At 64.5% G+C, this 22,312-nt stretch carries 17 protein-coding genes; 3 read left to right on the top strand and 14 right to left on the bottom strand.

Annotated features, from left to right (window positions below):
- Window positions 1–19: 19 nt before the first annotated feature.
- The 5 genes from J2Z17_RS11505 to J2Z17_RS11485 form a co-directional block, all read right to left on the bottom strand.
- Entirely contained in the window at window positions 20–2,980 is a 2,961-nt protein-coding gene (locus tag J2Z17_RS11505) for a bifunctional [glutamine synthetase] adenylyltransferase/[glutamine synthetase]-adenylyl-L-tyrosine phosphorylase (RefSeq protein ID WP_209945034.1), read from the bottom strand.
- A gap of 79 nt (window positions 2,981–3,059) precedes the next feature.
- On the bottom strand, window positions 3,060–4,475 hold the full coding sequence (locus J2Z17_RS11500) for a sensor histidine kinase (protein WP_209945032.1): 1,416 nt from the start codon (window positions 4,473–4,475) through the stop codon (window positions 3,060–3,062).
- 8 nt (window positions 4,476–4,483) lie between these two features.
- The gene (locus tag J2Z17_RS11495; protein ID WP_280923360.1) at window positions 4,484–5,242 is read right to left on the bottom strand and encodes a response regulator transcription factor; all 759 of its coding nucleotides are present in this window, start codon (window positions 5,240–5,242) and stop codon (window positions 4,484–4,486) included.
- A 135-nt stretch (window positions 5,243–5,377) separates the two neighbouring features.
- Window positions 5,378–6,952, bottom strand: a complete 1,575-nt coding sequence (locus J2Z17_RS11490; protein ID WP_209945027.1) for a Do family serine endopeptidase — start codon at window positions 6,950–6,952, stop codon at window positions 5,378–5,380.
- 152 nt (window positions 6,953–7,104) lie between these two features.
- Complete coding sequence (locus J2Z17_RS11485) at window positions 7,105–7,707, bottom strand: DUF922 domain-containing Zn-dependent protease (RefSeq protein ID WP_209945025.1); 603 nt, start codon at window positions 7,705–7,707, stop codon at window positions 7,105–7,107.
- Window positions 7,708–7,976: 269 nt separating this feature from the next.
- Here J2Z17_RS11485 and J2Z17_RS11480 point away from each other — a divergent pair, with 269 nt between their 5' ends.
- Window positions 7,977–8,537 (top strand): hypothetical protein, encoded by a 561-nt coding sequence (locus J2Z17_RS11480; protein WP_209945022.1) that lies wholly within the window; start codon window positions 7,977–7,979, stop codon window positions 8,535–8,537.
- Window positions 8,538–8,689: 152 nt separating this feature from the next.
- Here J2Z17_RS11480 and J2Z17_RS11475 read toward each other — a convergent pair whose 3' ends face one another.
- The 3 genes from J2Z17_RS11475 to J2Z17_RS11465 form a co-directional block, all read right to left on the bottom strand.
- Window positions 8,690–11,059: an ATP-binding protein gene (locus J2Z17_RS11475; RefSeq protein WP_209945020.1), complete on the bottom strand. Its 2,370-nt coding sequence runs from the start codon at window positions 11,057–11,059 to the stop codon at window positions 8,690–8,692.
- A gap of 229 nt (window positions 11,060–11,288) precedes the next feature.
- Window positions 11,289–13,940: an aminopeptidase N gene (pepN, locus tag J2Z17_RS11470; protein WP_209945018.1), complete on the bottom strand. Its 2,652-nt coding sequence runs from the start codon at window positions 13,938–13,940 to the stop codon at window positions 11,289–11,291.
- A gap of 195 nt (window positions 13,941–14,135) precedes the next feature.
- Window positions 14,136–15,245: a methyl-accepting chemotaxis protein gene (locus J2Z17_RS11465; protein ID WP_209945016.1), complete on the bottom strand. Its 1,110-nt coding sequence runs from the start codon at window positions 15,243–15,245 to the stop codon at window positions 14,136–14,138.
- 251 nt (window positions 15,246–15,496) lie between these two features.
- Between J2Z17_RS11465 and J2Z17_RS11460 the strand changes: the two genes are divergently transcribed.
- The gene (locus J2Z17_RS11460) at window positions 15,497–16,435 is read left to right on the top strand and encodes a DMT family transporter (protein ID WP_209945014.1); all 939 of its coding nucleotides are present in this window, start codon (window positions 15,497–15,499) and stop codon (window positions 16,433–16,435) included.
- 36 nt (window positions 16,436–16,471) lie between these two features.
- Here J2Z17_RS11460 and J2Z17_RS11455 read toward each other — a convergent pair whose 3' ends face one another.
- Window positions 16,472–17,734 (bottom strand): MFS transporter, encoded by a 1,263-nt coding sequence (locus J2Z17_RS11455; RefSeq protein ID WP_209945013.1) that lies wholly within the window; start codon window positions 17,732–17,734, stop codon window positions 16,472–16,474.
- A gap of 325 nt (window positions 17,735–18,059) precedes the next feature.
- On the opposite strand from J2Z17_RS11455, the gene J2Z17_RS11450 reads away from it, so the two are divergent.
- The gene (locus J2Z17_RS11450) at window positions 18,060–18,944 is read left to right on the top strand and encodes a hypothetical protein (protein WP_209945011.1); all 885 of its coding nucleotides are present in this window, start codon (window positions 18,060–18,062) and stop codon (window positions 18,942–18,944) included.
- A 115-nt stretch (window positions 18,945–19,059) separates the two neighbouring features.
- Here J2Z17_RS11450 and J2Z17_RS11445 read toward each other — a convergent pair whose 3' ends face one another.
- From J2Z17_RS11445 to J2Z17_RS11425, 5 genes are all read right to left on the bottom strand, one after another.
- Complete coding sequence (locus J2Z17_RS11445; protein WP_209945009.1) at window positions 19,060–19,212, bottom strand: hypothetical protein; 153 nt, start codon at window positions 19,210–19,212, stop codon at window positions 19,060–19,062.
- Between the two features lie 33 nt (window positions 19,213–19,245).
- A complete protein-coding gene (locus J2Z17_RS11440; protein ID WP_209945007.1) occupies window positions 19,246–19,437 on the bottom strand; it encodes a hypothetical protein in 192 nt (63 codons plus the stop codon).
- Window positions 19,438–19,578: 141 nt separating this feature from the next.
- Window positions 19,579–20,457 (bottom strand): uracil-DNA glycosylase, encoded by an 879-nt coding sequence (locus tag J2Z17_RS11435; protein ID WP_209945005.1) that lies wholly within the window; start codon window positions 20,455–20,457, stop codon window positions 19,579–19,581.
- A 62-nt stretch (window positions 20,458–20,519) separates the two neighbouring features.
- On the bottom strand, window positions 20,520–20,717 hold the full coding sequence (locus J2Z17_RS11430) for a hypothetical protein (protein WP_209945003.1): 198 nt from the start codon (window positions 20,715–20,717) through the stop codon (window positions 20,520–20,522).
- A 66-nt stretch (window positions 20,718–20,783) separates the two neighbouring features.
- Window positions 20,784–22,076 (bottom strand): Hsp70 family protein, encoded by a 1,293-nt coding sequence (locus J2Z17_RS11425; protein ID WP_209945001.1) that lies wholly within the window; start codon window positions 22,074–22,076, stop codon window positions 20,784–20,786.
- Window positions 22,077–22,312: the final 236 nt, after the last annotated feature.

Genomic DNA, 22,312 nt, shown 5'->3' with positions numbered 1-22,312 from the left:
GGAAGATGCGGCAGAGGGGCTAGGCTGGCGGGCGAACGCTTCTGTCGAAAATGCCGCGGATGGCGGCGGAGAGGTCGCGGACCTGTTCCTCCAGAGTGGCAAGATCCCGTGTGCCGGCACTGCGGATGATAAGATCAATCAGGCCGGCCGGTGCCGTGTCCGGTTCGAAGGGGCCGTCGATGCAGAGGCGGATCACCTGCGACACATCGCTGAACAGACGCAGCGCCGTCTGACAGAGATCGAGATCGGCAGGGGCGATCGTCGCCGGACCGAGCAGCGAAAGCCGGTCGGCGGTTGAAAGCCTTTTCGCATCCGGTATATCGCCCCGCCTCGGTGCCGAGAGGACGAGATGCTGGGCGATGAATTCGAGATCGATCAGGCCGCCGGGGATCAGCTTGAAATCCCAGATGTCGCGAGGCGGCTTTTCCTGTTCGATCAGGTCGCGCATCTCGCGGATATCGGCGGCAAGCCTTGCGGGGTCGCGCCGGGTGGCAAGCACACTGGCGATGATCGTCTCGGCCCGCGCCGTCAGGCCGGCGTCACCGGCGACCACCCGGGCGCGGGTCAGCGCCATGTGCTCCCAGGTCCAGGCCTCCTCGCGCTGGTAGCGTTCGAACGCGCCGATGCGGGTGGCGACCGGGCCCTGGTTGCCGGACGGGCGAAGGCGCATGTCGACTTCGTAGAGCACGCCTTCGGCGGTCGGGGCCGAGAGGGCCGCCATCAGGCGCTGGGTGAGGCGGGTGAAATAGCGCGTCGCATCGAGCGATCGCGGGCCGAGCGAGGCATCGGCCTGTTCGTCATAGTCGTAGAGCAGGATCAGATCGACATCGGAGCCGGCGGTCAGTTCGTGGCTGCCGAGCTTGCCCATGCCGATCAGCGCCACCTCGCCGCCGGGAAAGACCCCGTGGGCCCTGTCCATCTCGCGGCGCACCGCGTCGAGCGTGGCGGTGATCACCAGCTCTGCAAGATCGGTGAAGGCGCGGCCGGCATCTCCGCCGGTAATCGCGCCGGTGAGCAGCCGGATTCCGATCAGGAAGCGCTGTTCGGCCGCGAAGATCCTGAGACGGTCGAGGATCTCCTCGTAATGACCCGCCGGATCGAGAAAGGCCGACAGCCGGGCGGCGAGATAGTCGCGGGTCGGCAACTCGACCAGCAAGGCCGGATCGAGCATGCCGTCGAACACATGCGGCCGGCCGGCGATGATGTCGGCGAGCCTTGGGGCGGCGGCCATGACCTTGACCATCAGCTCCAGCAAGGGCGGATTGTTCGACAGCAGCGAGAACAGCTGGATGCCGGCCGGCAGTCCCTTGAGGAAACTGTCGAAGCGCAGCAGTGCCTCGTCCGCCCGCCGGTTCTCGCCGAAGATGCGCAGCAGGTTCGGCATGATCGCCGTCAGCCGCTCGCGCGCCTCGACGGAGTGGGTCGCGCGGTAGCGACCATTGTGCCAGGTGCGGATGATCCGCGACATGTCTTCCGGCCGTTCGAAGCCGAGCGCTGCCAGCGTCTTCAGCGTGCCCGGATCGTCCTTTTGCCCGGTGAAGACGAGATTGCCGGCAACGCCCGACAAGGTTTCCTCGGCTTCGAAGAGCTTGCCATATCGCTGCTCCACCGTGCCGAGCACGGCCTCGAGTTCGATGGCAAAAGCCCTGGAATTGGCAAAGCCGAGCATCAGGGCGATGCGGCGAAGCTCGTTGTCGCTCTCGGGCAGAAGATGGGTCTGTTCGTCGCGCACCATCTGCAGCCGGTGTTCGACATCGCGCAGGAACCAGTAGCAGACGGTCAGTTCGCGGGTGGTCGCATCATCGATCCAGTTTGCCTGGTTGAGCGCCTTCAGCCCGTCCTCGGTGCCCTTGACCCGCAAAGCCGGCATGCGGCCGCCGGCGATCAGCTGCTGGGTCTGGACGAAGAATTCGATCTCGCGGATGCCGCCGCGGCCTAGCTTGATGTCGTGACCCTTTACCTTGATCGCGTCGTGACCCTTGTGGGCATGGATCTGCCGCTTGATCGCGTGAATGTCGGCAATCGCTGCATAATCGAGATATTTGCGGAAGACGAAGGGTCTGAGTTCGCCAAGGAAGGTCTCGCCGGCCGCGAGATCGCCGGCGATCGGGCGGGCCTTGATGAAGGCGGCGCGTTCCCAGTTCTGGCCGCGCCCCTCATAGTAGAGAAGGGCGGCTTCGACGGGTACCGCCAGCGGCGTCGAGCCCGGGTCCGGGCGCAGCCGCAGATCGGTGCGGAAGACATAGCCGTCGCCGGTGCGCTCCTGCAGGATGCGCACCAGACGGCGCATCAGTCGGCTATAGGTCTCGGTGCCATCCTCCGGATCGATGAGAATGCCGGCATCCGGTTCGAAGAAGATGACGATATCGATGTCGGAGGAATAGTTGAGTTCGCAGGCGCCGAGCTTGCCCATGCCGAGCGCGATCAGGCCGCTGCCATGGGAGGGGCGGGCGTGATCGGCGATCTTCAGCTTGCCGCTCTGTTCTCCCGACAGCAGCAGGTGGTCGACGGCGGCGGCGACCGCGGCGTCGGCAAGCGCGCTCAGCCAGCGGGTCGTCTGGCGGGCATCGAACAGGCGAAAGAGATCGGCCAGCGCCGTCAGCAGCGACAGGCGGCGCTTGGCGATCCTGAGCCGTGTCATCAGCACGCCGTCGGAGAGGGGCATTGCCGCCGCATCCGGCTTCCAGGCGTCGCGGGCTTCGCGCACGATATGCGACAGCAGCGGTTCGAGCGGTTCGGCGAGCGCGCGGGCGAGCAGGTCGGCCTCCATCGCCACGCTATCGCGCAGATAGGGCGAAAGGGTGAGGGCGGCGGTCAGCATGTCGCGCAGCGGACCGGATTCGGCGAGACACGCGGCAAGCTCCGGGTGGTCGCGCGCAAGGGATTTCAGGCTGGCGGCGACCGACTTCAGCTCGGCCTGGTTGAACGGCTGCAGCACGCCGGGTTCGACGTCGCGCAACCGCACATTCTGGTTCGACATCCTGCTCCTCCACGATGCGGACCAACCCGGTTTACGTGCTTCGCGGACGGACGTCACCCCATGCCGTCAGGGAAAATCGCTAGGGGAGTTTGGTCGGGAAGATCATGGTCGCCGTCAGGCCGGGATGGGTCTCGTTCGACGGATCGGTGGCGGTCAGTTCGAGGCGGCCGCCATGCAGCGACATGATGGCCCGCACCAGCGAAAGGCCGAGCCCGGTGCCGGGCTTGGAGCGGCTGGCATCGAGCCGGACGAAGCGCTTGACCACCTCCTCGTGCTGGTCGAGCGGAATGCCGGGGCCGTGATCGCGCACGCCGATCACCACACAGTCGGGGCGACGGGTGAGCGACAGATGAATCTCGTTGTCGGGGCCGCCATCGGCATATTTGATCGCGTTGTCGAGCAGGTTGGTGATCGCCTGGCCGATCAGTTCGCGGTTGGCGCGGATGCTGATGCCGGGCGCAACCGAGCCGGTCAGCACCAGATTGGCATCCTCGACCACGGGCTCGTAGAGTTCGACGGCATCCGCCGCGATCGCCGAGAGATCGACATCGCTGAGTTCGGCGGCGATCGAACCGGCCTCGACGCGGCTGATCATCAACAGCGCGTTGAAGGTGCGGATCAGCAGATCGGATTCGCCGATGATGCCGTCGAGCGCGGCACGCCGGGTGGCCTCGTCATCTTCGTCGAGCGCATTGGCGGCTTTGTTGCGCAGCCGCGTCAGGGGCGTCTTCAGGTCGTGGGCGATATTGTCGGAGACCTGGCGCAAGCCCTCGTTCAATTTTTCGATGCGGCCGAGCATGGCGTTGAGCCCCTCGGACAGACGGTCGAACTCGTCGCCGGAGCCGCTGACCGGCAGGCGCTGGGAGAGATCGCCGGCCATGATCCGCTTGCTGGCGGCCGAGACCCTGTCGATCCGGCGCAGCGCATTGCGGCCGATCGCGAACCACAATACCAGCGCGCCGAGACCCATGATCGCCAGCGCCACCATCAGGGCGCGACGGACAAGGCCGCGGAACTTGGTCGGTTCGCCGAGATCCCGCCCGACCAGGATCCTGAGGCCGTTATCGAGCTTGAACACGTTGGCGACCGCGACATGGCGGCGGTCGTCGTCGTCATTGTCGCTGATCGTGTAGCGCTTGTAGTGGAAGGGCGGATCGGTCCAGCCGAGGCGGGCAAGCACGCCGGGGGCGACGGAGGCGACATTGCCGGCGAGGATTTCACCGACCGGGCTCGCGATGACGTAGAGATTGGCGCCGGGCTGGCTGGCGCGGCGCTCCATCATCGCCACCAAGTAGTTCATGCCGCCGCGTTCGTAGGCGCGCTGCACTTCCTTGACTTCGCCCAGCAGGCTTTCCTGGGTCTGCTGGTCGAGCAGGCGCTGCGACAGGGCCGTGACGTAGAAGACCAGAAAGGCGGCACAGATGGCAAACAGCAGGATATAGACCGCCGAGAGGCGGACCGCTGTCGACTTGAACAGGATGCCGAGCCTTTGCATGCCTGGCCTCAGCCCTCGTCCTTGATCATGTAGCCGGCCCCGCGCACGGTCTTCAGCAAAGGCTTGCCGAAGTCCTTCTCGATCTTGGAGCGCAGGCGCGAGACATGGACATCGATGACATTGGTCTGCGGGTCGAAATGATAGTCCCAGACATGCTCGAGCAGCATGGTGCGGGTGACGACCTGGCCGGCATTCTTCATCAGGTATTCGAGCAGGCGGAACTCTCGCGGCTGCAGCAGGATCTCGCGGCCGGCGCGGCGGACCTCGTGCGACAACCGGTCGAGCTCGAGATCGCCGACCCGATAGATCATGTCCTGCTCGGGCGTCCCCTTTCGGCGGCCGAGAACCTCGACACGGGCCAGCAGTTCGGAAAAGGCATAGGGTTTGGGAAGGTAGTCGTCGCCGCCGGCGCGAAGCCCGGTGACGCGGTCATCGACCTGGCCGAGCGCAGACAGGATCAGCACCGGCGTATTGACGCCGCGCTGGCGCAGCTCGGAAATCACCGACAGACCGTCGCGCCGCGGCAGCATACGGTCGATGACCATCACGTCATAGGTACTTTCGCTGGCCAGGAACAGGCCGCTTTCGCCGTCGCTGGCATGGTCGGCGACGATCCCGGCCTCGCGGAAAGCCTTGCTCATATAGGCTGCGGCTTCGAGGTCGTCCTCGATGACAAGTATCTTCATGTGCGCGACACTACCGCCCGCCGCCTTGTCGGCACAAGCCGGGTCAGCGGTTTTGCCTGTGTCTTGTGATGTCGACATCATGAGGAAACTCCTGGGATATCTGCGGAAGGGAAAACGAAGACGGGCGCCGTGCAGGAAGGGTCATGCCGCACAGCGCCCGCCTTTGATATCCCGGCGGCAGAGTTACGCACCGCCGGGACGAGGGGATGGATGGGATCAGCCCTTGTCGTCGTCGCTGGCGTCGCCGAGCGGCAGGGCCACGAAGCGATTGCCATTGGACGTCTGGACGAGCACCAGAACCTTGGTGCGGCCGGCCTTCTTGACGGCGTCGAGGGCGTTCTGGGCATCCTCGACGGAGTTGACGTCCTGGTTGTTGACGGCGGCAATGGTGTCGCCGGACTTGATGCCGAGATCGGCGGCATCCGAGTTGGGATCGACGTCGGTGATCGCCAGGCCCTTGCCATCATCCGACGGCTGGACGTTGAGGCCGAGCGAGGCAAGCGCACCGTCGGTGCCGGTCTCCTGCTCGGTCTGGTCGTCAGAGTTGGCGGCGGCCAGCTGCTTGTCGGTCGGGAACTTGCCGAGGTCGAAGGACTTGCTGATCGCCTTGCCGTCGCGCCAGATCGACAGTTCGACCTTCGTGCCGGGCTGCATGTTGCCGATCTTGCGGGCCAGATCGCGGTTGTCCTTGATCTTGTCGCCGTTGACCGCGATGATCACGTCACCCTGCTTGACGCCCGCCTTTTCACCGGGGGATCCGGCCTGCGGTGCGACGACGATCGCGCCTTCCGGTTCGGAAAGGCCGAGCGACGAGGCGATGTCCTTGGTGACGGCCTCGATCTGCACGCCGAGCCAGCCGCGATCGACACTGCCCTTGTTGATCAGTTCCTGCACCACGTTCTGTGCCAGCGAGGCGGGGATGGCGAAGGCGATGCCGACATTGCCGCCCGACGGCGAGAAGATCGCGGTGTTGATGCCGATGACTTCGCCGTTGAGGTTGAAGTCCGGGCCACCGGAATTGCCGCGGTTCACCGCAGCGTCGATCTGGATGTAGTCGTCATAGGGTCCGGAGCCGATATCGCGGCCGCGGGCAGACACGATGCCGGCCGTCACGGTGCCGCCGAGACCGAACGGGTTGCCGACGGCAACCACCCAGTCGCCGATGCGCACCTTGTCGTCGTCGGCGAACTTCACATAGGTGAATTTCTGCTTGGGTGCGTCAACCTTCAGGACGGCGAGGTCGGTGCGGCTGTCCTTGCCGACCAGCGTGGCCGGCAGCTCGGTGCCGTCCTTCATGACGACGGTAAAGGCGGCACCATCATCGACCACGTGGTTGTTGGTGACGATGTAGCCGTCTTCGGAGATGAAGAAGCCGGAACCCTGGGCGGTCGGGCGAAGCTTGCCCTTGCCGCCCTTCGGCTGCATGTGGCGCGGACCGCCATGGTCGTCGCCATTCTGGCCCTGGTCGCCGAATTCCTTGAAGAAGCGCTTCAGCGGGTGATCATCCGGCAGGCTGTCGAAGCCCTGGCCGCCCCAGCCGAACGAGAAGCTGTTGTCGGCCGCAGCCGGCTGGATTTCGGATTCGACGCGCACCGACACAACGGCCGGCGATACGGCGCTCACGACATCGGCGAAGCTCGGAATGCTCGGCGCGTTGACCTTGACCGCTTCGGCGTAGGACGGGGTGACGAAGGCGGGCAGGGCGCCGGCAGCGATGACGGCCGCCAATCCAACGGCCGAGGTGTTCCGCAGGATCCTGGTCAGGCGAGCATTTGCAGTCAGACGGTTCATTGTGATGTTTCCCTTCTTTCGAAGCGTTATTGCAGGGCATGCTTTGTCATGCCGGGCGGTGGATGACAGAGATATAGGGCTTGTCAGGTTACGGCGAACTGTCCGCCAGATGAAAACTTGGTAATAGAGCAATCTGCGGCTTTCCAAGGCCGTCACGGGCCGTTGACGAGCGCCAGGATCAACTGGTGAACCTGACCGCCGTCGGCAAAACTCTCCTTGTCGAAATCCCGCTGTTTGCGACGTTCCGCAGTCGACAGGGCGCCGAGGATCGGCTGCATGGTCTGGCGGATCTTGCGGCAACCGGGGTCGTTCGGCTCGGTCAGGCCGACGGTCGCCTTTTCGATGTCGCGGGCAAGGTCGCGAATGTAGCCAGCATGCACGGCCTCGTGTGCCGTAACGCCGGCCAGGAAAATGTCCCAGCTGCGTTTCAACGCCTGTGGCAGGCGGCCCTTCGCCTCGGGCAGGACCGTGGTGATCACCAGTGTCGGTATCGCCGAGGCGAGAACGCAGGCCGCGCCGCGTTGCTGGTAGTCCCGCTTCCATGTCAGCCGGAAGCCGGTATGGGCGATGGCGCGGCTGGCCCCGAGCACCGGCCCGTGTTCGCCGATCGATCGATAGAGTTCCAGCCCTGTCGTCCCCCGCACGGCATAGGTCTCGACACGTTGAAGCACCTTGCCCTCGGCGAAGGCCTCGACCGGCGCCAGGGCCGCAAGCAGCGGGATGATCAGGTGGAGGCGGACGATGTAACGCGGCAAGAGGCGGATCCCGGTTGGCAGGCGCAAGACCCTAGCGGCGGCGTCGCCCGAACACAATGTGTTGCGTGTGATCTGCGCAACACCTTGAATGTTTAACGATTCCTTAACGTCGCTGCCCCGCGACAGCGGTAATTTGGGCGGAAAAAGATCATAATTCGATGGCGACTTCGCAAGCGTTGAACAGAGGTCGGTTGACCGCGGGATGCGCAGGCCGGGTCGGGGCGGACGACAAGACCCTGCGCGCGGCACCGAATGCGAAGGGACATGCAATGCTGTTGTCAAACGGAATGGTCGAAACGGCCAGCGATGGTGCCTGGGGCGCCGTCCAGGCGCTGATGGATCCGCTTTTCGAATTCACCGCGCTGATGCGCACAAGCGGGGCTGCGGCAGCGCATGCCTATCTGGATGCCAAGGAGCAGGAGTGCGTGGACACCAACCTGCTGCACCACATTGCGCTGTCGCGTGTGCAGCTGTTCCACGACAAGGGCCGCTATGACGAAGCGATCCGCGCGGCAAGGACATCCTTGGCGACGGCCGCCTGCAAATCGGTGCTGCATGGCGCCATCGCCCTGGCGCTTTATCGCAAGGGCGATGCTGCCGCTGCCGAAGCCGAGCTGGAGGCCGTGCCGGTCGAGGCGGAGCGCGAGCGGTTCGAGGCGCGGGTGCTGGAGGCGGAATATCTGCGCCTGTTCCTGCGCAACCAGCGTGGGATCGCGCCGACGGCGGAGGAGTTCAGGCAGTTTCCGCCGGACTACCGGCAGGTCACCGATCGCGGCGAACGGCATGGGCTGGAGGCCCTCGGCCCGATGTTTCGCGGTCGCATCTATTGACGGTTGGCTGGCCCTGACCGGTTCGCCGGCCGTCGCCAGCACGAGACCTGCGGGGCTGCGGCTTGGGCAAAAAAATGCCGTCAAGACTGGGGTTCGTGTCTCGACGGCAAAATGTGACGCGGGGTGGCGTCAATGGGAATGTCCAAAGGGCGTCAGGCGCGCTCCCGCACCTGATTGGCCGCCGGCAGCGTGGCATGGGTCCGGCGCGGCGCCGGGGGCACGAGAGCCAGCTGGCTGTCGGGAATGGTCAGCGAGATGACCGTGCCCTTGCCTTCGCGCGAGCGGATGCGGAAGGTGCCGCCATGCAGCGCGATCAGCGAACGGGAGATGGCGAGGCCGAGGCCCGAGCCGCCGGTGCTCTTGGCATACTGGCTCTGCACCTGCTCGAAGGGCTGGCCGATCTTGCCGAGCGAGGCCGAGGGAATGCCGATGCCGGTATCGGCGATCGTCAGCACGATGCCCCTGGCGCTGCGATGGGCGCGCAAGGCGATGCGCCCGCCATTGTCGGTGAACTTCACCGCATTCGACAGCAGGTTCAGCAGGACCTGCTTGACCGAACGGCGGTCGACATAGACGGCGAGGCCGTCGGACAGCCGCTGCTCGATGGTGATGTTCTTCTCTTCCGCCGCCATCGAGGTCAGGCGCAGGCTTTCCTCGATCAGCGGCACCAGGTCGATGCGCTCGCGGCGGATCTTCATCTGGCCGGCCTCGATCTTCGACATGTCGAGGATGTCGTTGATGACGTTCAGCAGATGCTGGCCGCTGTCATGGATGTCGCGGGCATATTCGGCATATTTCGGCGAGCCGATGGGGCCGAACATGTTGTTCTGCAGGATTTCGGAAAAGCCGAGAATGGCGTTGAGCGGCGTGCGCAGCTCGTGGCTCATATTGGCGAGGAATTCCGATTTTGCCCGGTTGGCCGCCTGGGCGCGTTCCTTTTCCGCGAGATAATTGGTGTTGGCGATCGACAGTTCGGTCTTCTGCCGCTCCAGCTTGCTTTGCGACGACGAGAGATCGCCGATGGTGGCCATCAGGCGGCGTTCCTGTTCGCGCAGGCGCTCCTGATGACGCTTGAGAAGGGTGATATCGGTGCCGACCGCGACCATGCCGCCGTCGCGGGTGCGCCGTTCGTTGATCTGCAGCCAGCGCTCGTCGGCCAGTTGCACTTCGGAGGTGCGCGAGGCGCCGCTCTGGTCGGGATCGATAACCCGCCGCTGGACGATCGGGCGGGCGGCGGCGGCATTGACCGCAGCGCGCTCGGTGCCGGGCAGCAGCATGTCGTCGGGCAGGCCATAGACCTTCTGGAAATGGGCATTGCACATCACCAGGCGATCATTCTTGTCCCAGAGCACGAAGGCCTCCGAGGTGCATTCGATCGCGTCGGCCAGGCGCTGGTCGGCTTCGGCATACCGCTGGGCAAGGCGATGCTGTTCGGTGACGTCCATGGCGATGCCGATGATGCGCATGCGCCCATCCGGCGCCCGCATCACCTGGGCACGCGCCCGCAGCCAGACATAATGGCCACGATCGTGGCGCATGCGGAACACGTGGTCGATCTGCCGGTCGCCATTGCGGCCGAGCGAGCGGGCAATCTGGTAGAGATCGCCGTCATCCGGGTGCATCATGCGCGCGGCATCGGCGAACGACAGCGAGGTGCCGTCCGGGCGCATGCCGAGCATTTCATACATCGAGCGCGACCAGAACAGGCGACGGGTCGCCAGATCGAAATCCCACAGACCGCATCGGCCGCGCGACAGGGCCGTCTCGACCCGCAGATTGCTTTCCATGAACACGTCGTCGGCCTCGCGGGCCCGTTTGACCTGCATGAAATAGGCATAGACGATGACCAGCAGGATCATCGAGATGCCGGCAAACAGCGTCACGTTGAGGGCGACTTCGCCGCGCCAGCGATCGGCGATGCCCTTCAGCGACTGCGCCGCCAGGATCATCGCGCCGGTGTCGCCGATCGGCTGCAGCACGGCATAGTGGCGCTGGCCGCCGATATCGGTCTCGATGGCGCCGGTCTCGTCGGAAAAGCGCCGGATGGCTGCGACTTCCGGCAGCAGCGTCGTCAGCCGGTCGCCGACATAGTCGAGGCCGCGGGTGGAGGCAGCGAAGATCTGGCCGTCGGCACCGACCATCAGCACGAAGCCGCCCTTGCCGAGGCGCTCGCCCGGCAGGAACTGGTTGAGCCGCGTCTCGACGGCGCTGCGCTGGTTGTCGTTGATGAGTTCGGTGCGGTCGGCGAACGCTGCCGCCGCTATGGTCGCAGAAAGGGCCGTTGTCTGACGAAGAGAACTTTGCATTCTGGAATGTTCGCCGACCACACCGATCGCTCTCGCCGCCGCCACAACGACGAGAAACGCAATGATCAGAATTGGGATTGCCTGCCGGAAGAAGGCTTCGACCCGCCGGGATCGGGGCCCGTCTGCCCTCGACAGTTCTTCGATAACATCCGATAGCTGTGAAAACGACAGCCGCAGCCAGTCGTCGGCCGCTGTCGCCCGCCGAGCGTTCGTCATACCTACCGCCTTGAATCCTCGTGTGATTCGCGCGCCGCTCGCTCGAACCATCCCCAGTGAATCAAAGGTGATTCTCTGTGTCCAGTGCAAATTGTAACGAATTGTTAACCATAAGTTTGCGCTGGGAAATTTGTGACGGAGACAAGCAGCTCAGGGCGTTGCGCCTGCAAAAAAGACGGCCTGCCGCTGGGGCAGGCCGTCTTCAAATCACTGGAGATCACCCGGTGGTTCAGGCCTGCAGCATGCGCTCGATGATGTCGCGCACGTCGACCGAAAGCGTTTCCGCCGATTCGATCCGCATCAGCGCGTTGCGGGCCTTGTCGGCGCGCATCGGCTCGAGCAGACGCCAGGAGCGCATGGCGGTCAGCAGGCGGGCCGCCAGCTGCGGATTGCGCCCGTCGATGTCGAGCACCTGGCTTGCCAGCAGGTCGTAGGCCGCGCCATCCTTGCGGTTGAAGCCGGTCGGATTGGCAAAGGCGAAGCTGCCGATCAGCGACCGGACCCGGTTCGGGTTCTCACCCTTGAAGTGGGGGTTGGCAAGCAGGGCGTTGACCCGGTCGAGGGCCATGTCGCCGGGGATGGTCGCCTGGATCTGGAACCATTTGTCCATGACCAGGGCATTGTCGGCGAACCGGGTTTCGAAGCTTGCAAGCGCTGCCCTGGTTTCCTCGGCGTCCGGGAACTGGTGGGCGAGGATCGACAGCGCCTGCGACAGGTCGGTCATGTTGTCGGCCTTGGCAAAGGCTTCGGCTGCACGTGCCGGCGACTTCTCGACGAAGGTCAGATAGAGCAGGGCGCTGTTGCGAAGGGCGCGCCTGCCGGCGCCTGCGGCATCCGGGCTATAGGCGCTGCCGGCCGCATTCAGGGTATCGAACAGGGTCTTGAAGGTCTGCTCGCCATGGGCGGCGATCGAGGCAAGGACCGTCTGGCGGCCGGCATGGATGGCGTCGGGGTCGTTGTTGGAGCCGAGTTCCCGGGCGATATCGGCCTCGCTGGAAAGGGCCAGCACCTGCGCGCGGAAGGCGGGCTCCAGGCTTTCATCGGCCGCAATGGCGACCACGACATCGGCCAGCGCATCGTCGCTTTCGACGGCAGCGCCCGAAGCGGCATTGCGCGCAGCCGCCGTCAGGGCGGGCAGGGCCAGATCGGTGACCGCCTGCCAGCGCGAGAACAGGTCGCTGTCATGACGGGCGATATGGGCGAGATCGTCCTTGCTCTGCGGGTAGTGCAGGGTGATCGGCGCGGAGAAGCCGCGGTTGAGCGACAGCACCGGGCGGCTTGCGATGCCTTGGAACACGAAGGTCTGGCTGCGCTCGACAAGCTGGAGCACATCGCCGGCGACCTTGCCGCCTTCGACGGAGGAAGGCGTCAGGACCGTGCCGTCGTCGGACAGAAGGCTGAAGCTCAGCGGGATGACCATCGGCTCCTTTGTCGGCTGGCCGGGCGTGGCCGCGACGACCTGCTCGAGGGACAGGGTGAAGGTGGAAGCCTTCTCGTCATAGGCCGAGGAGACGGTGACCTGCGGGGTGCCGGCCTGATTGTACCAGAGCGAGAACTGAGCGAGGTCGACGCTGTTGGCGTCCTCGAAGCATTTGACGAAATCCTCGACGGTGGCGGCATCGCCGTCATGACGGTCGAAGTAGAGATCCATGCCCTTCTTGAAGCCGTCGCGGCCGAGCAGGGTGGCGATCATGCGGGTGACCTCGGAGCCTTTTTCATAGACCGTGGTCGTGTAGAAATTGTTGATCTCGCGGTATTTCGTCGGGCGCACCGGATGGGCGAGCGGGCCGGAATCCTCCGGGAACTGCTCCGAGCGCAGGTGGCGAACCTCGGCGATGCGCTTGACCGCGCGAGAGCGCTGGTCGGCGGAAAATTCGTGGTCGCGGAAGACGGTGAGGCCTTCCTTCAGGCAGAGCTGGAACCAGTCGCGGCAGGTGATGCGGTTGCCGGTCCAGTTGTGGAAATATTCATGCGCGATGATCGCCTCGATATAGGCATAATCCTGATCGGTCGCGGTTTCCGGGTCGGCAAGCACATACTTGTCGTTGAAGATGTTGAGCCCCTTGTTCTCCATGGCGCCCATGTTGAAGTCGGAGACGGCGACGACCATGAAGATGTCGAGGTCGTATTCGCGGCCGAAGACCTCCTCGTCCCATTTCATCGAGCGCTTGAGCGCGTCCATGGCATAGGCTGCGCGCGGCTCCTTGCCGTGCTCGACATAGATCTTCAGCGCGACCTCGCGGCCGGACACGGTGGTAAACGTGTCTTCGACAAGGCCGAGGTCGCCGGCAACGAGCGCGAACAGGTAGGACGGCTTCGGATGCGGGTCGAACCAGGCGGCGAAATGCTTGCCGTCGCCATAGCCGGCGCCCCCCAGAAAATTGCCGTTCGACAGGAGCAGCGGATTGGCCTCCTTGTCGGCGATGATGTTGACCGTGTAGACGGCCAGAACGTCGGGGCGATCGGGGAAATAGGTGATGCGGCGGAAGCCTTCGGCCTCGCACTGGGTGCAATAGATGCCGTTGGAGCGGAACAGCCCCATCAGCTTGGTATTGGCGGTCGGGTTGATGATCGTGGTGACGGTCACTTCGAACGGCTCTGCGGCCGGAAGGTCGCGGATCGTCAGGCTCGATGCGGTGGCGGTATAGCGGTCGGCATCCATCTCGATCTGGTCGAACAGCAGGCCGGACAGCGTCAGCTCGTCGCCATCCAGCACCAGCGGCGCCTGCGGGTCGGCGCCTTCACGGCGATGGAAGATCAGTCGCGACTCGATTTTGGTGTCTTCGGGATCCAGCTCGAAAGTGAGGTCCACGCGCTCCAGAACGAAGTCCGTGGGGCGATAGTCTGCCAGATGAACAACCCGGCCCGTATCTGTTCGCATCATATATCCCGATATCTGCTGATTTTATAATTGGAGTATTAATCGCGTTCCCGAACCGGGGATGAAATGTCCCGGTGTTGCGCTTATGATTACACCAATTTCTGAACGATTGCTAAAACGTGCGGCAATTGCTGCTCTCCGATGCCGAATTATTGTGACGCAGCGTAGTGTTAGGTGTCTGACGGCGATCGGCCATCACTTCAATCCCATGCGCTGGCGCAGTATTTCGTCGCTGTCCGTCTGCTGCAGAATGACCCCGTACCAGCCGAGACCGTCATAGTCTTCGTAACCGAGGGTGCGGGCATAGGCGATGATCGCGCCGGCCTGGTCGTAATAGCTGCCGCGTGCCGCATCGCCGGTGCGCTGGAGCGGAAAATGGGTGAAGCGGCGTGCCGGATTGCTGCTGGCGATAACCCGCAGATTGCCGTCGAGCAGCATGACTTCGGTGCGCTCCGCCACGGCCGGCGCCAGGTTGGCTTCCTTCTCGACGATGGCGCGCCCCTGTTCCTGCCAGTCGAAATAGACGCCCAGCGTTCCGACGAGGGTGCCGTCGCTGCGCCCGCCCTCGCGCACGCCCGTGGCATAGACGAGAACGTCGCGATCGCCATGGGCCGCACTCTGCCGGACCGAATCGACGATGTAGTCGTCACCGCTCAAGCATTGGCTGGCCATCCGGAACCAGTCTTCGCCGGCCATGCTGCGGCCGGATAGGGCGCGGTGGAAGCGGGGATTGGCCGAGGTCACCACCCGCCCGGCTGCATCCGTCAGCACCAGATCGAGATAGACCGTGTAGAAGCGGTTGATGACACCGAGCCGTTCCGCGGCATAGGTGGCAGCGGCTACCTCCTTCGTCTCCAGGGCCTGCCAGAGGGCGGGGTCGGTCGCCCACCAGCGCACATCGGCGGTCCGCTCGAAGAGATTGCGCACGATGAACTGTATGAGCGTCTGGGCCAGATCGGTCAGCCGCGCGCCCTCCATGTCCTCGACGAGGACCTCCGTCATCTGGTGACCGATGTCGATGCGTTGCACCACGTCGGCCTGGAAGCGCACGGCGATGTCGGCGGCATTCTGGGCGAGACGCTGGACCTCGTTGGCAACGACCGCAAACCCCTTGCCGGTCTCGCCGGCGCGGGCGGCCTCGATCAGGGCGTTGATCGCCAACAGGCGGATCTGGCGCACGATATGGGCATTGTCCGTGCTGAAGCGGCCGACATCGGTGCCGATATCCTCGGTCACCAGACGAAGGGATCGCGGTGTGACCGCCACTCCCTTCGGGAGCTTGGAGGTCAAATTCACTTTCGACATGCGCGGTCCCTGCTTGAAAAGAGTTTTGAAAAAAGGGAATCAGTCAGACATGCTTGGAATAAGTCGTACTTTAACGATTTATCCTTTGTTATTGGTTAATCAGAACGCGGTTCTACCAGCCTGGCTTGCCGGGGACGCATCTTGTCCGCCTGGTGCAGACGTGCAAATGTGCGCCCGCATCAAGCCACGGCAAAGCGCCCCCGCAACGGGACCGCTTTCGTGCAACCCTCTCATCCTCCGATACCGATCTCATGCCCACTACCGATCCCAATCCGCTGCGCGGCATCTCGCTGAAGATCGCGTCGATCGTCTTCTTCCTCGCCATGCAGAGTGCGATCAAGCTGGTCGGCACCGGGATCGCGCCGGGACAGATCACCTTTTATCGCTCGGCCTTCGCCATCATTCCGATCATCGGCTATCTGCTCTGGCGCGGCGACCTGCGCCAGGCGCTGGCAACGAAGAACCCGGTCGGGCATCTGAAGCGCGGGGTGATCGGCATCCTGTCGATGGGGGCCGGGTTTTACGGCTTGCGGCTGCTGCCGCTGCCGGACGCGATTGCGCTCGGCTATGCCATGCCGTTGATCGCGGTGGTCTTCGCCGCCATCTTTCTCGGCGAGACGGTTCGCGTCTATCGCTGGACGGCGGTGCTGATCGGCATGGTCGGGGTGACGATCATCTCATGGCCGAAGCTGACGCTTTTCAGCGAAAGCGGGATGCATTCCGATCTGGCGATGGGGTCGATCGCGGTTCTGCTGTCGGCGGTGCTGGGTGCTGCCGCCATGCTGCAGGTGCGCCAGCTGGTGCGCGAGGAGAACACCTCGACCATCGTGCTCTATTTTTCAGTGACGGCCTCGCTGCTGTCGCTCGTCACGCTGTTCTTCGGCTGGGAGCCCTTGCCGCTGCGTTCGCTGGGGCTGATGGTGATTGCCGGCTTTTCCGGCGGGATCGCCCAGATCCTGCTGACGCAGAGTTACCGCTATGCCGACGTCTCGACCATCGCGCCGTTCGAATATTCCTCGATCATCCTCGGTTCGGGCATCGCCTTCTTCGTGTTCGACGAGGTGCCGGAGATCTCGACGGCGGTGGGCGCTGCCGTGGTGGTGGGCGCCGGCCTGTTCATCATCTACCGCGAGCACCAGCTGGGGCTCGAGCGGCGGGCGGCCCGCCGCGCCTCGGCACCGCAGAACTGAGCCATTCGCGATACGGGTCTTCGGCGATGACCCCGGTCAGGCCGCCGGGTGCAGGGGATCTGCCTCCGACAGCAGCGTGTTGGGCGCGTTCGACGGGTCGGTACCCATGACCGGGATCGGCATGGCCTGGAAGTCTGCCTTCTCGTTGACCCCGTCGTCGGGTGCGCGGCGGGTCATGCGCCATGCGGCATAGGCCGAATAGATGGCGAAGGCGGCGCCCAGGAACAGGATCAGCGCGGAGGGGCCGAAGGTCTGCATCAGGCCACCGGCGGCCAGCGGACCGATCACCGTGCCGAAGCCGTAAAGGATCATGATGGCGCTGGAGATCGTCACATATTCATGCGGTTCCGCCAGGTCGTTGGCATGGGCGGCGTTGAGCGCATAGACCGGATAGAGAACGCAGCCGACCATGAAGCCTGCGACATAGAGCGGCGCGGCACCCATGTCGCCGATCAGCGCCATGACCACGCAGGAAATCACACCGAAAATACCGCAAGCGACCATCACCGCGCGTCGGTCGATCCGGTCGGAGATCCGGCCGATCGGCACCTGCGCCAAGGCGCCGCCCGCCAGCACCGCCGACAGCAGCGTCGCGCCCTGCGCCGTGCTCATGCCGATATTCTGGCTGTAGACGCCGCCGAGGCTGCCCCAGGTGCCCGACAGCGCGCCCGACAGCAGCGAACCGACAAAGGCGACCGGCGAGCGGCGGTAGAGACGACCCAGGTCGAATTCCGCCTGGGCGATCGGCGCCGGCGACTGGGCCGTCGACAGGAGGGTCGGGAAGAGCGCGAACGAGAAGACCAGGCCACAGACGACGAACAGCACGAAGCTCGAGGTGTCGGCGAGCGGCACGAGATATTGTCCGCCGATGGAGCCGACCAGCGCGGTGACCATATAGACGGAATAGAGCGTGCCCCGGTTTTCGTTGTTGACCCGCTCGTTGAGCCAGCTTTCGATCACCAGATAGGCGCCGGCGATGCCGAAACCGGCCAGCACCCGGAACAGCATCCACAAATGCCATTCGACCACCAGCGAGCAGGCCAGGATGGAGACGGTCAAGAGCGTGATGACGGCGCCGAAGACGCGCACATGGCCGACGCGACGCACCAGGATCGGCGTGACGATGCAGGAACTGGTAAAGCCGAGCGTGTAGCCGGTGGCGATGAACGAGATGGTGATCGTCGACCAGCCCTCCGCCACCGATCGGACCGGCACCAGAAAGTTCATCAGCCCGAGTCCGCCCATCATCAGAAGGGTCGACAGCATCAGGGTGGAAACGGAGGCGAGACTTTTCAGCATATCGGGGGTATCCGCAAATAAAGTGAGCTTGCCTGTAATCGCCCCCGAAGGAACCGTCGATTGCGACAGCCAAGGCCGCACGAGACACGTCGCGGCGGCTTCGACCGGGTATCCTTGGGCGGAGTATTCACTTTGATTGTACGCGTCAACCGTCTGAACACGGCCTTTCGTCGTTGATGACTAAACCTGAGGCTGCTATAGCGAGGTAAGACTTTTTTGGGTTTTCCGATTTCGATGGCCGCGCCCTCGAGATTTGACGAGTCCGTAGGCGGGGGCGCCTCAACAGTGCGGGATCACAACCGCATAGTCGATGAATGGGGAAGATATGGGACTGACGGTCGACGAACTCGCCGGCTGCCCGAAACTCGTGCCGGGGCTCAAGCTCCTGGCAGGGCAGTTGCAAACCCGGTTTGACGCAAATCCGCGTCTTGCACGGTATCTCGCATCGCATCAGCGCTGGCTGATGAGCCAGGTGGGCTTTGCGCTTTATCTGAAACACAGCACCGAGCCGGGACATCCGGGCCTGACCACGGGCAGCCTGAAGGCGAAGATCCTGCCCGAGAAGATCGCCAGCCGCAACACGGTGCTGACCTTCCTTGACCAGTTGCTCGCCTATCGCTTCGTGCAGGTGAGCGGTGATCCGGCCAAGCGGCCGCGCCGATTCGAAGTGACGATGGTCTGCTATGAAGCGATGTTCGGCTGGTTCATGCTCAACCTGGCGGCGCTGGACCTGGTCGACGGCGGCGAGCGGGTGGCCATCCTGCAGCGCCGGCCGGAACTGTTCAAGCTGGCGCAGCCGCGCTTTGCCGACGCGGCCGTCGACGACCCGACATGGCGCCATCCGCCGCGCCGGGTTGCCATGTTCCTCTGGACCGAGGCCGGTGGCCTGGTGATGGACGAACTGATCTGCCAGGTGAACCACACGGTCGATGCCGACTGGCTGCCGGTCGGCCGGCTGGACGCGCGCACCATCTCGTCACATTTCATGATGTCGCGGACGCACCTGCAGCGGCTTTTCCGCAAGGCGGTCGATGCCGACTGCCTGCGCTGGGTCGACGAGCGCCGCACGGCGGTGTTCATGTCACGCGATTATCTGGCGGAATATTGCCGCTGGCATGCGGTGAAGCTGGCGCTGGTGGACGAGGCCTTCGAATGGGCCATCGAGGCGCTGGCGACCGATAGCGTGCTGCGACAGCGTTCGGCAGGCTAGGAAGCCGCGGCGAAAGGGAATGGATCCCGGCGCTTGTGGCGGGAAACGGCAGCCGCGTAGACGGATGGTGCCAAGGCGCATCATGCTGCCGGCGGGATCCGCCGACGGGATCGTGTCAGTCGAGATTGGCCCAGGCGGCGCGCGCGGCACGGCTGTCATCACGACGCATCCTTGCGGCATCGGAATAGCCACGCGATGCGCTGACGGCGTGCTGGATCTGCTGCAGGGCAGTCTTGACGTTGAGGAATATGGTGCGTGCGGCCGTCATGGCATGTCTCGTGGCTAAATTTCGGATATCGGTTCAGACGCTGCGAAAGTCGGTGAACACCAGACTGGGGCGGCTGACGCGGCTTGCGGCGGAAAAGGCGCGGGCGGTCAGCTGTTCATGCGTGGCCAGAGCGCCGGAATGATGGCCCTGGCCGAGACGGACCCGTTCGCCGGCATGACGCAGGCTGCCGAAATTGCAGTGGATGGGACGGCGAGAGGTGGTCACGGCGATATTCCTAGCTGTTCCGATCCTCCCGGGGTCAATATTGCAGCGCAACATAAGACAAGCAAGGTGTATTGGCGCGCTGCAGCCATGCACAAAACGCATGACTGTGTCATCAAATCTTCATTTCTGCCTAAAAAGCGGTCAGATCTTGCCATCGATGCGGCGGCGGAAGTCCTGCAGATCCTGCCAGGCCAGCGCCTTGCCGGCCGGTGCCGCCAGCAATTCCAGCGGATGCAGGCAGGCGAGCCCCGGCACCGTGTGATTGTCGCAGGCAATCTCGCGCCACTGACCGCGCAACAGGTGGATCGTCTCCTGCCCCTGGAAGAAGAAGCGCGCGGTGAAATTGCCGAGCAGCAGCAGGTGCTTCGGTTCGGCAAGCTCGATCTGGCGCTGGATGAAGGGCCGGCAGATGGCAGCCTCGATCGGGGTCGGCGGCCGGTCGCCGGGCGGACGCCAGGGAACGATGGTGGTCAGCAGCAGACCGCTGCGATCCAGTCCGATGGCCGAGAGCATGCGATCGAGCAGCATGCCGGCACGCCCGGCAAAGGCCTGACCGTCGCGGTCGTCGTCGCCGCTCGGCATGCCGCCGATGACCATGATGCCGCCGGTCGGATCGCCGGAGGCAAAGATCGTCGAGCGGGCACTGGTCTTCAGATTGCAGCCGGCAAAGCCTTCGAGCGCGGTTTTCAGTTCGTCGAGCGAGCGGGCGCTTTCGGCGGCAAAGCGCGCCTCGGTCACGGCGTGCTCGTCGGGGATCGCCATGGCAGGCGCGGCATTGGTCGCGGGGCGGGCGGGTGCCTGCGCACCGCGCGTAGGCGCTGCCGACGGCTGTCCATCTCCGGTGGGCCCGGCCGAAGGGGCCTTGCGGCGCGCCTCGTGGGCGGCCTTCTGTGCCTCGAATTCGGCGATGCGATCGACCGGCTCGTCCTCGACCATCCAGGCTACGCCGGCATCGGCATAAAAACTCAACAGCGCGGCGAGTTCCGCCGGGCTCAGCTGGTCAAGGGAGGCTTCAGTCATGGCGCGACATTAGACGAAGTCGCCGGCCGGGCAAAGCGCGAAGATGGCGAAGACCATGTCTGTCAAAGGCGCCGTGCGAGGAACAGCAGCACCGCGCCGACGACGGCAACGCCGGCGCCATAGAGGATCCACGGGGTCTGGTCGATCATGAAGCTGGAGGCGGGGTAGGGGAAGATGCCCGTGCCCTGCGCCATCCAGAGTAGGCCGACGATCAGCACCAGCGCGCCGAAGAGGGTGAGAGCAACGCGTTTGACCTGCATCGGTGGATTCCTTCGTCGGCGCCGGGATGGGCTTGGGAGCACAAGGGGCAGCATAGGCCCCGGCCATCAGGCAGTCCACTGCTCGATATCGTCGCGTTCGCCGATCAGCGCGAGGCCATGGGCGATCGAGACGAGTTCGTTGCCGGTCTCGATGCGGGAGGCATCGAAACGGTCGGTGAACAGGCGCCGCACGGCCGGAACGAAGGAGGTGCCACCGGTGAGGAAGACCCGGTCGATGGCGGATGCCGGCGTGTTGGTACTGGTCAGCACCTCGTCGAGGGCCGCCTCGATCTGCGCGAGGTCGCCGGCGATCCACTGTTCGAAGTCGACGCGGCGCACGGTCTTGCGGCCGGCGGCGCCAAGCGGGGCGAAGCTGAATTCCGCCTCGTCTGCCGCAGACAGCGCCACCTTGGTCGCCGATACCGCCTGATAGAGCGGATAGCCTTCGTCGTGTTCGATCAGGTCGACGAAGAGTTCCAGCTTTTCCGGCTCCAGCGACTGGCGCACCAGCGATTGCAGGTCGGCGAATTCGCGCGAGGTCTTGAACACCGACAGCTGGTTCCAGCGCGAGAAGTTGGTGTAGTAGTTGCTGGGAACGTCGAGCACCTTGTCGAAGCTCTTGAACTTGCTGCCCTTGCCGATCTCGGGTGCGACCATGTGGTCGACGATGCGGGCGTCGAACTGGTCGCCGGCGATGCCGACACCCGAATGGCCGATCGGGGTGGCCGAAAGCTTGCCGCCGGATGTCTCGAAACGGATCAGCGAATAGTCGGTGGTACCGCCGCCGAAGTCGGCGACCAGCACGGTCGCGTCGGCCTTCAGGTGCCGGGCAAAGAAGAAGGCGGCGGCCACCGGCTCGTAGACATAGTGGATCGAGGCAAAGCCCTGGCGGGTCAGCGCCTCGTTGTAGCGCTCGATGGCAAGCGTCGCATTGGGCTGGGCGCCGGCGAAATGCACCGGTCGTCCGGCGACGACCCTCTTGCTGTCGGTCGGCCAGCCGTCGCCGGCATAAGATTGCAGCTTGCCGAGGAAGACCTCCATCAGGTCTTCGAACTGGAAGCGGCGGCCCTGGACGATCGTGCCCTGAAACAGGGCCGAGGCGGCAAAGGTCTTGATCGACTGCAGGAAGCGGCAGTCGCCGGGATTGTCGATGAAGCTGCGGATCGCCGCATGGCCCGCCTCGACCTTCAGCGCGCGGGTGCCAAGCTGCGGATCCTTCATGAACGACAGCGCCGTGCGCATGCTGTCATTCACGCCGGCCGGCGAGGTGAATGACAGCGAATGGGTGTCGAGGCCGCCATCGGCAAGCGCAAGCACCGTGTTGGTCGTACCGAAATCGAGGCCCAGGGCTTCGGCCATGCGTCCGCTCCTTCTTGAAAAACTGTCTTGGGATGGCTTGTGAGCGACCGGGTGCGAAAGCGCCGCGGTCCGCGGAATGTCTGCATGCGGAATGGAGCGGGCCTGATGCCACGATACGGATTTGGACGCAAGCAGGGAGTGGGCGAGCGGGCGCGGGCGCCGCATCACCGAATGACGGCGCGCCGATCAACGACGATCGGCCCGGAAGCGGGCGCGCTTCCGGGCCGATATCGGTG

This window comes from Heterorhizobium halophytocola (genome assembly GCF_017873095.1).
Lineage (GTDB): Bacteria > Pseudomonadota > Alphaproteobacteria > Rhizobiales > Rhizobiaceae > Allorhizobium > Allorhizobium halophytocola.
The sequence above is the reverse complement of the archived record's forward strand: the minus strand, read 5'-3'. Positions and strand labels throughout refer to the sequence as shown.

What these genes read in the sequence shown, in the direction of transcription:
- J2Z17_RS11505 (WP_209945034.1), bottom strand. Translation starts at nt 2,980, where the DNA reads ATGTCGAACCAGAATGTGCGGTTGCGCGACGTCGAACCCGGCGTGCTG.
- J2Z17_RS11500 (WP_209945032.1), bottom strand. Translation starts at nt 4,475, where the DNA reads ATGCAAAGGCTCGGCATCCTGTTCAAGTCGACAGCGGTCCGCCTCTCG.
- J2Z17_RS11495 (WP_280923360.1), bottom strand. Translation starts at nt 5,242, where the DNA reads ATGATGTCGACATCACAAGACACAGGCAAAACCGCTGACCCGGCTTGT.
- J2Z17_RS11490 (WP_209945027.1), bottom strand. Translation starts at nt 6,952, where the DNA reads ATGAACCGTCTGACTGCAAATGCTCGCCTGACCAGGATCCTGCGGAAC.
- J2Z17_RS11480 (WP_209945022.1), top strand. Translation starts at nt 7,977, where the DNA reads ATGCTGTTGTCAAACGGAATGGTCGAAACGGCCAGCGATGGTGCCTGG.
- J2Z17_RS11475 (WP_209945020.1), bottom strand. Translation starts at nt 11,059, where the DNA reads ATGACGAACGCTCGGCGGGCGACAGCGGCCGACGACTGGCTGCGGCTG.
- pepN (WP_209945018.1), bottom strand. Translation starts at nt 13,940, where the DNA reads ATGCGAACAGATACGGGCCGGGTTGTTCATCTGGCAGACTATCGCCCC.
- J2Z17_RS11465 (WP_209945016.1), bottom strand. Translation starts at nt 15,245, where the DNA reads ATGTCGAAAGTGAATTTGACCTCCAAGCTCCCGAAGGGAGTGGCGGTC.
- J2Z17_RS11460 (WP_209945014.1), top strand. Translation starts at nt 15,497, where the DNA reads ATGCCCACTACCGATCCCAATCCGCTGCGCGGCATCTCGCTGAAGATC.
- J2Z17_RS11455 (WP_209945013.1), bottom strand. Translation starts at nt 17,734, where the DNA reads ATGCTGAAAAGTCTCGCCTCCGTTTCCACCCTGATGCTGTCGACCCTT.
- J2Z17_RS11450 (WP_209945011.1), top strand. Translation starts at nt 18,060, where the DNA reads ATGGGACTGACGGTCGACGAACTCGCCGGCTGCCCGAAACTCGTGCCG.
- J2Z17_RS11445 (WP_209945009.1), bottom strand. Translation starts at nt 19,212, where the DNA reads ATGACGGCCGCACGCACCATATTCCTCAACGTCAAGACTGCCCTGCAG.
- J2Z17_RS11435 (WP_209945005.1), bottom strand. Translation starts at nt 20,457, where the DNA reads ATGACTGAAGCCTCCCTTGACCAGCTGAGCCCGGCGGAACTCGCCGCG.
- J2Z17_RS11430 (WP_209945003.1), bottom strand. Translation starts at nt 20,717, where the DNA reads ATGCAGGTCAAACGCGTTGCTCTCACCCTCTTCGGCGCGCTGGTGCTG.
- J2Z17_RS11425 (WP_209945001.1), bottom strand. Translation starts at nt 22,076, where the DNA reads ATGGCCGAAGCCCTGGGCCTCGATTTCGGTACGACCAACACGGTGCTT.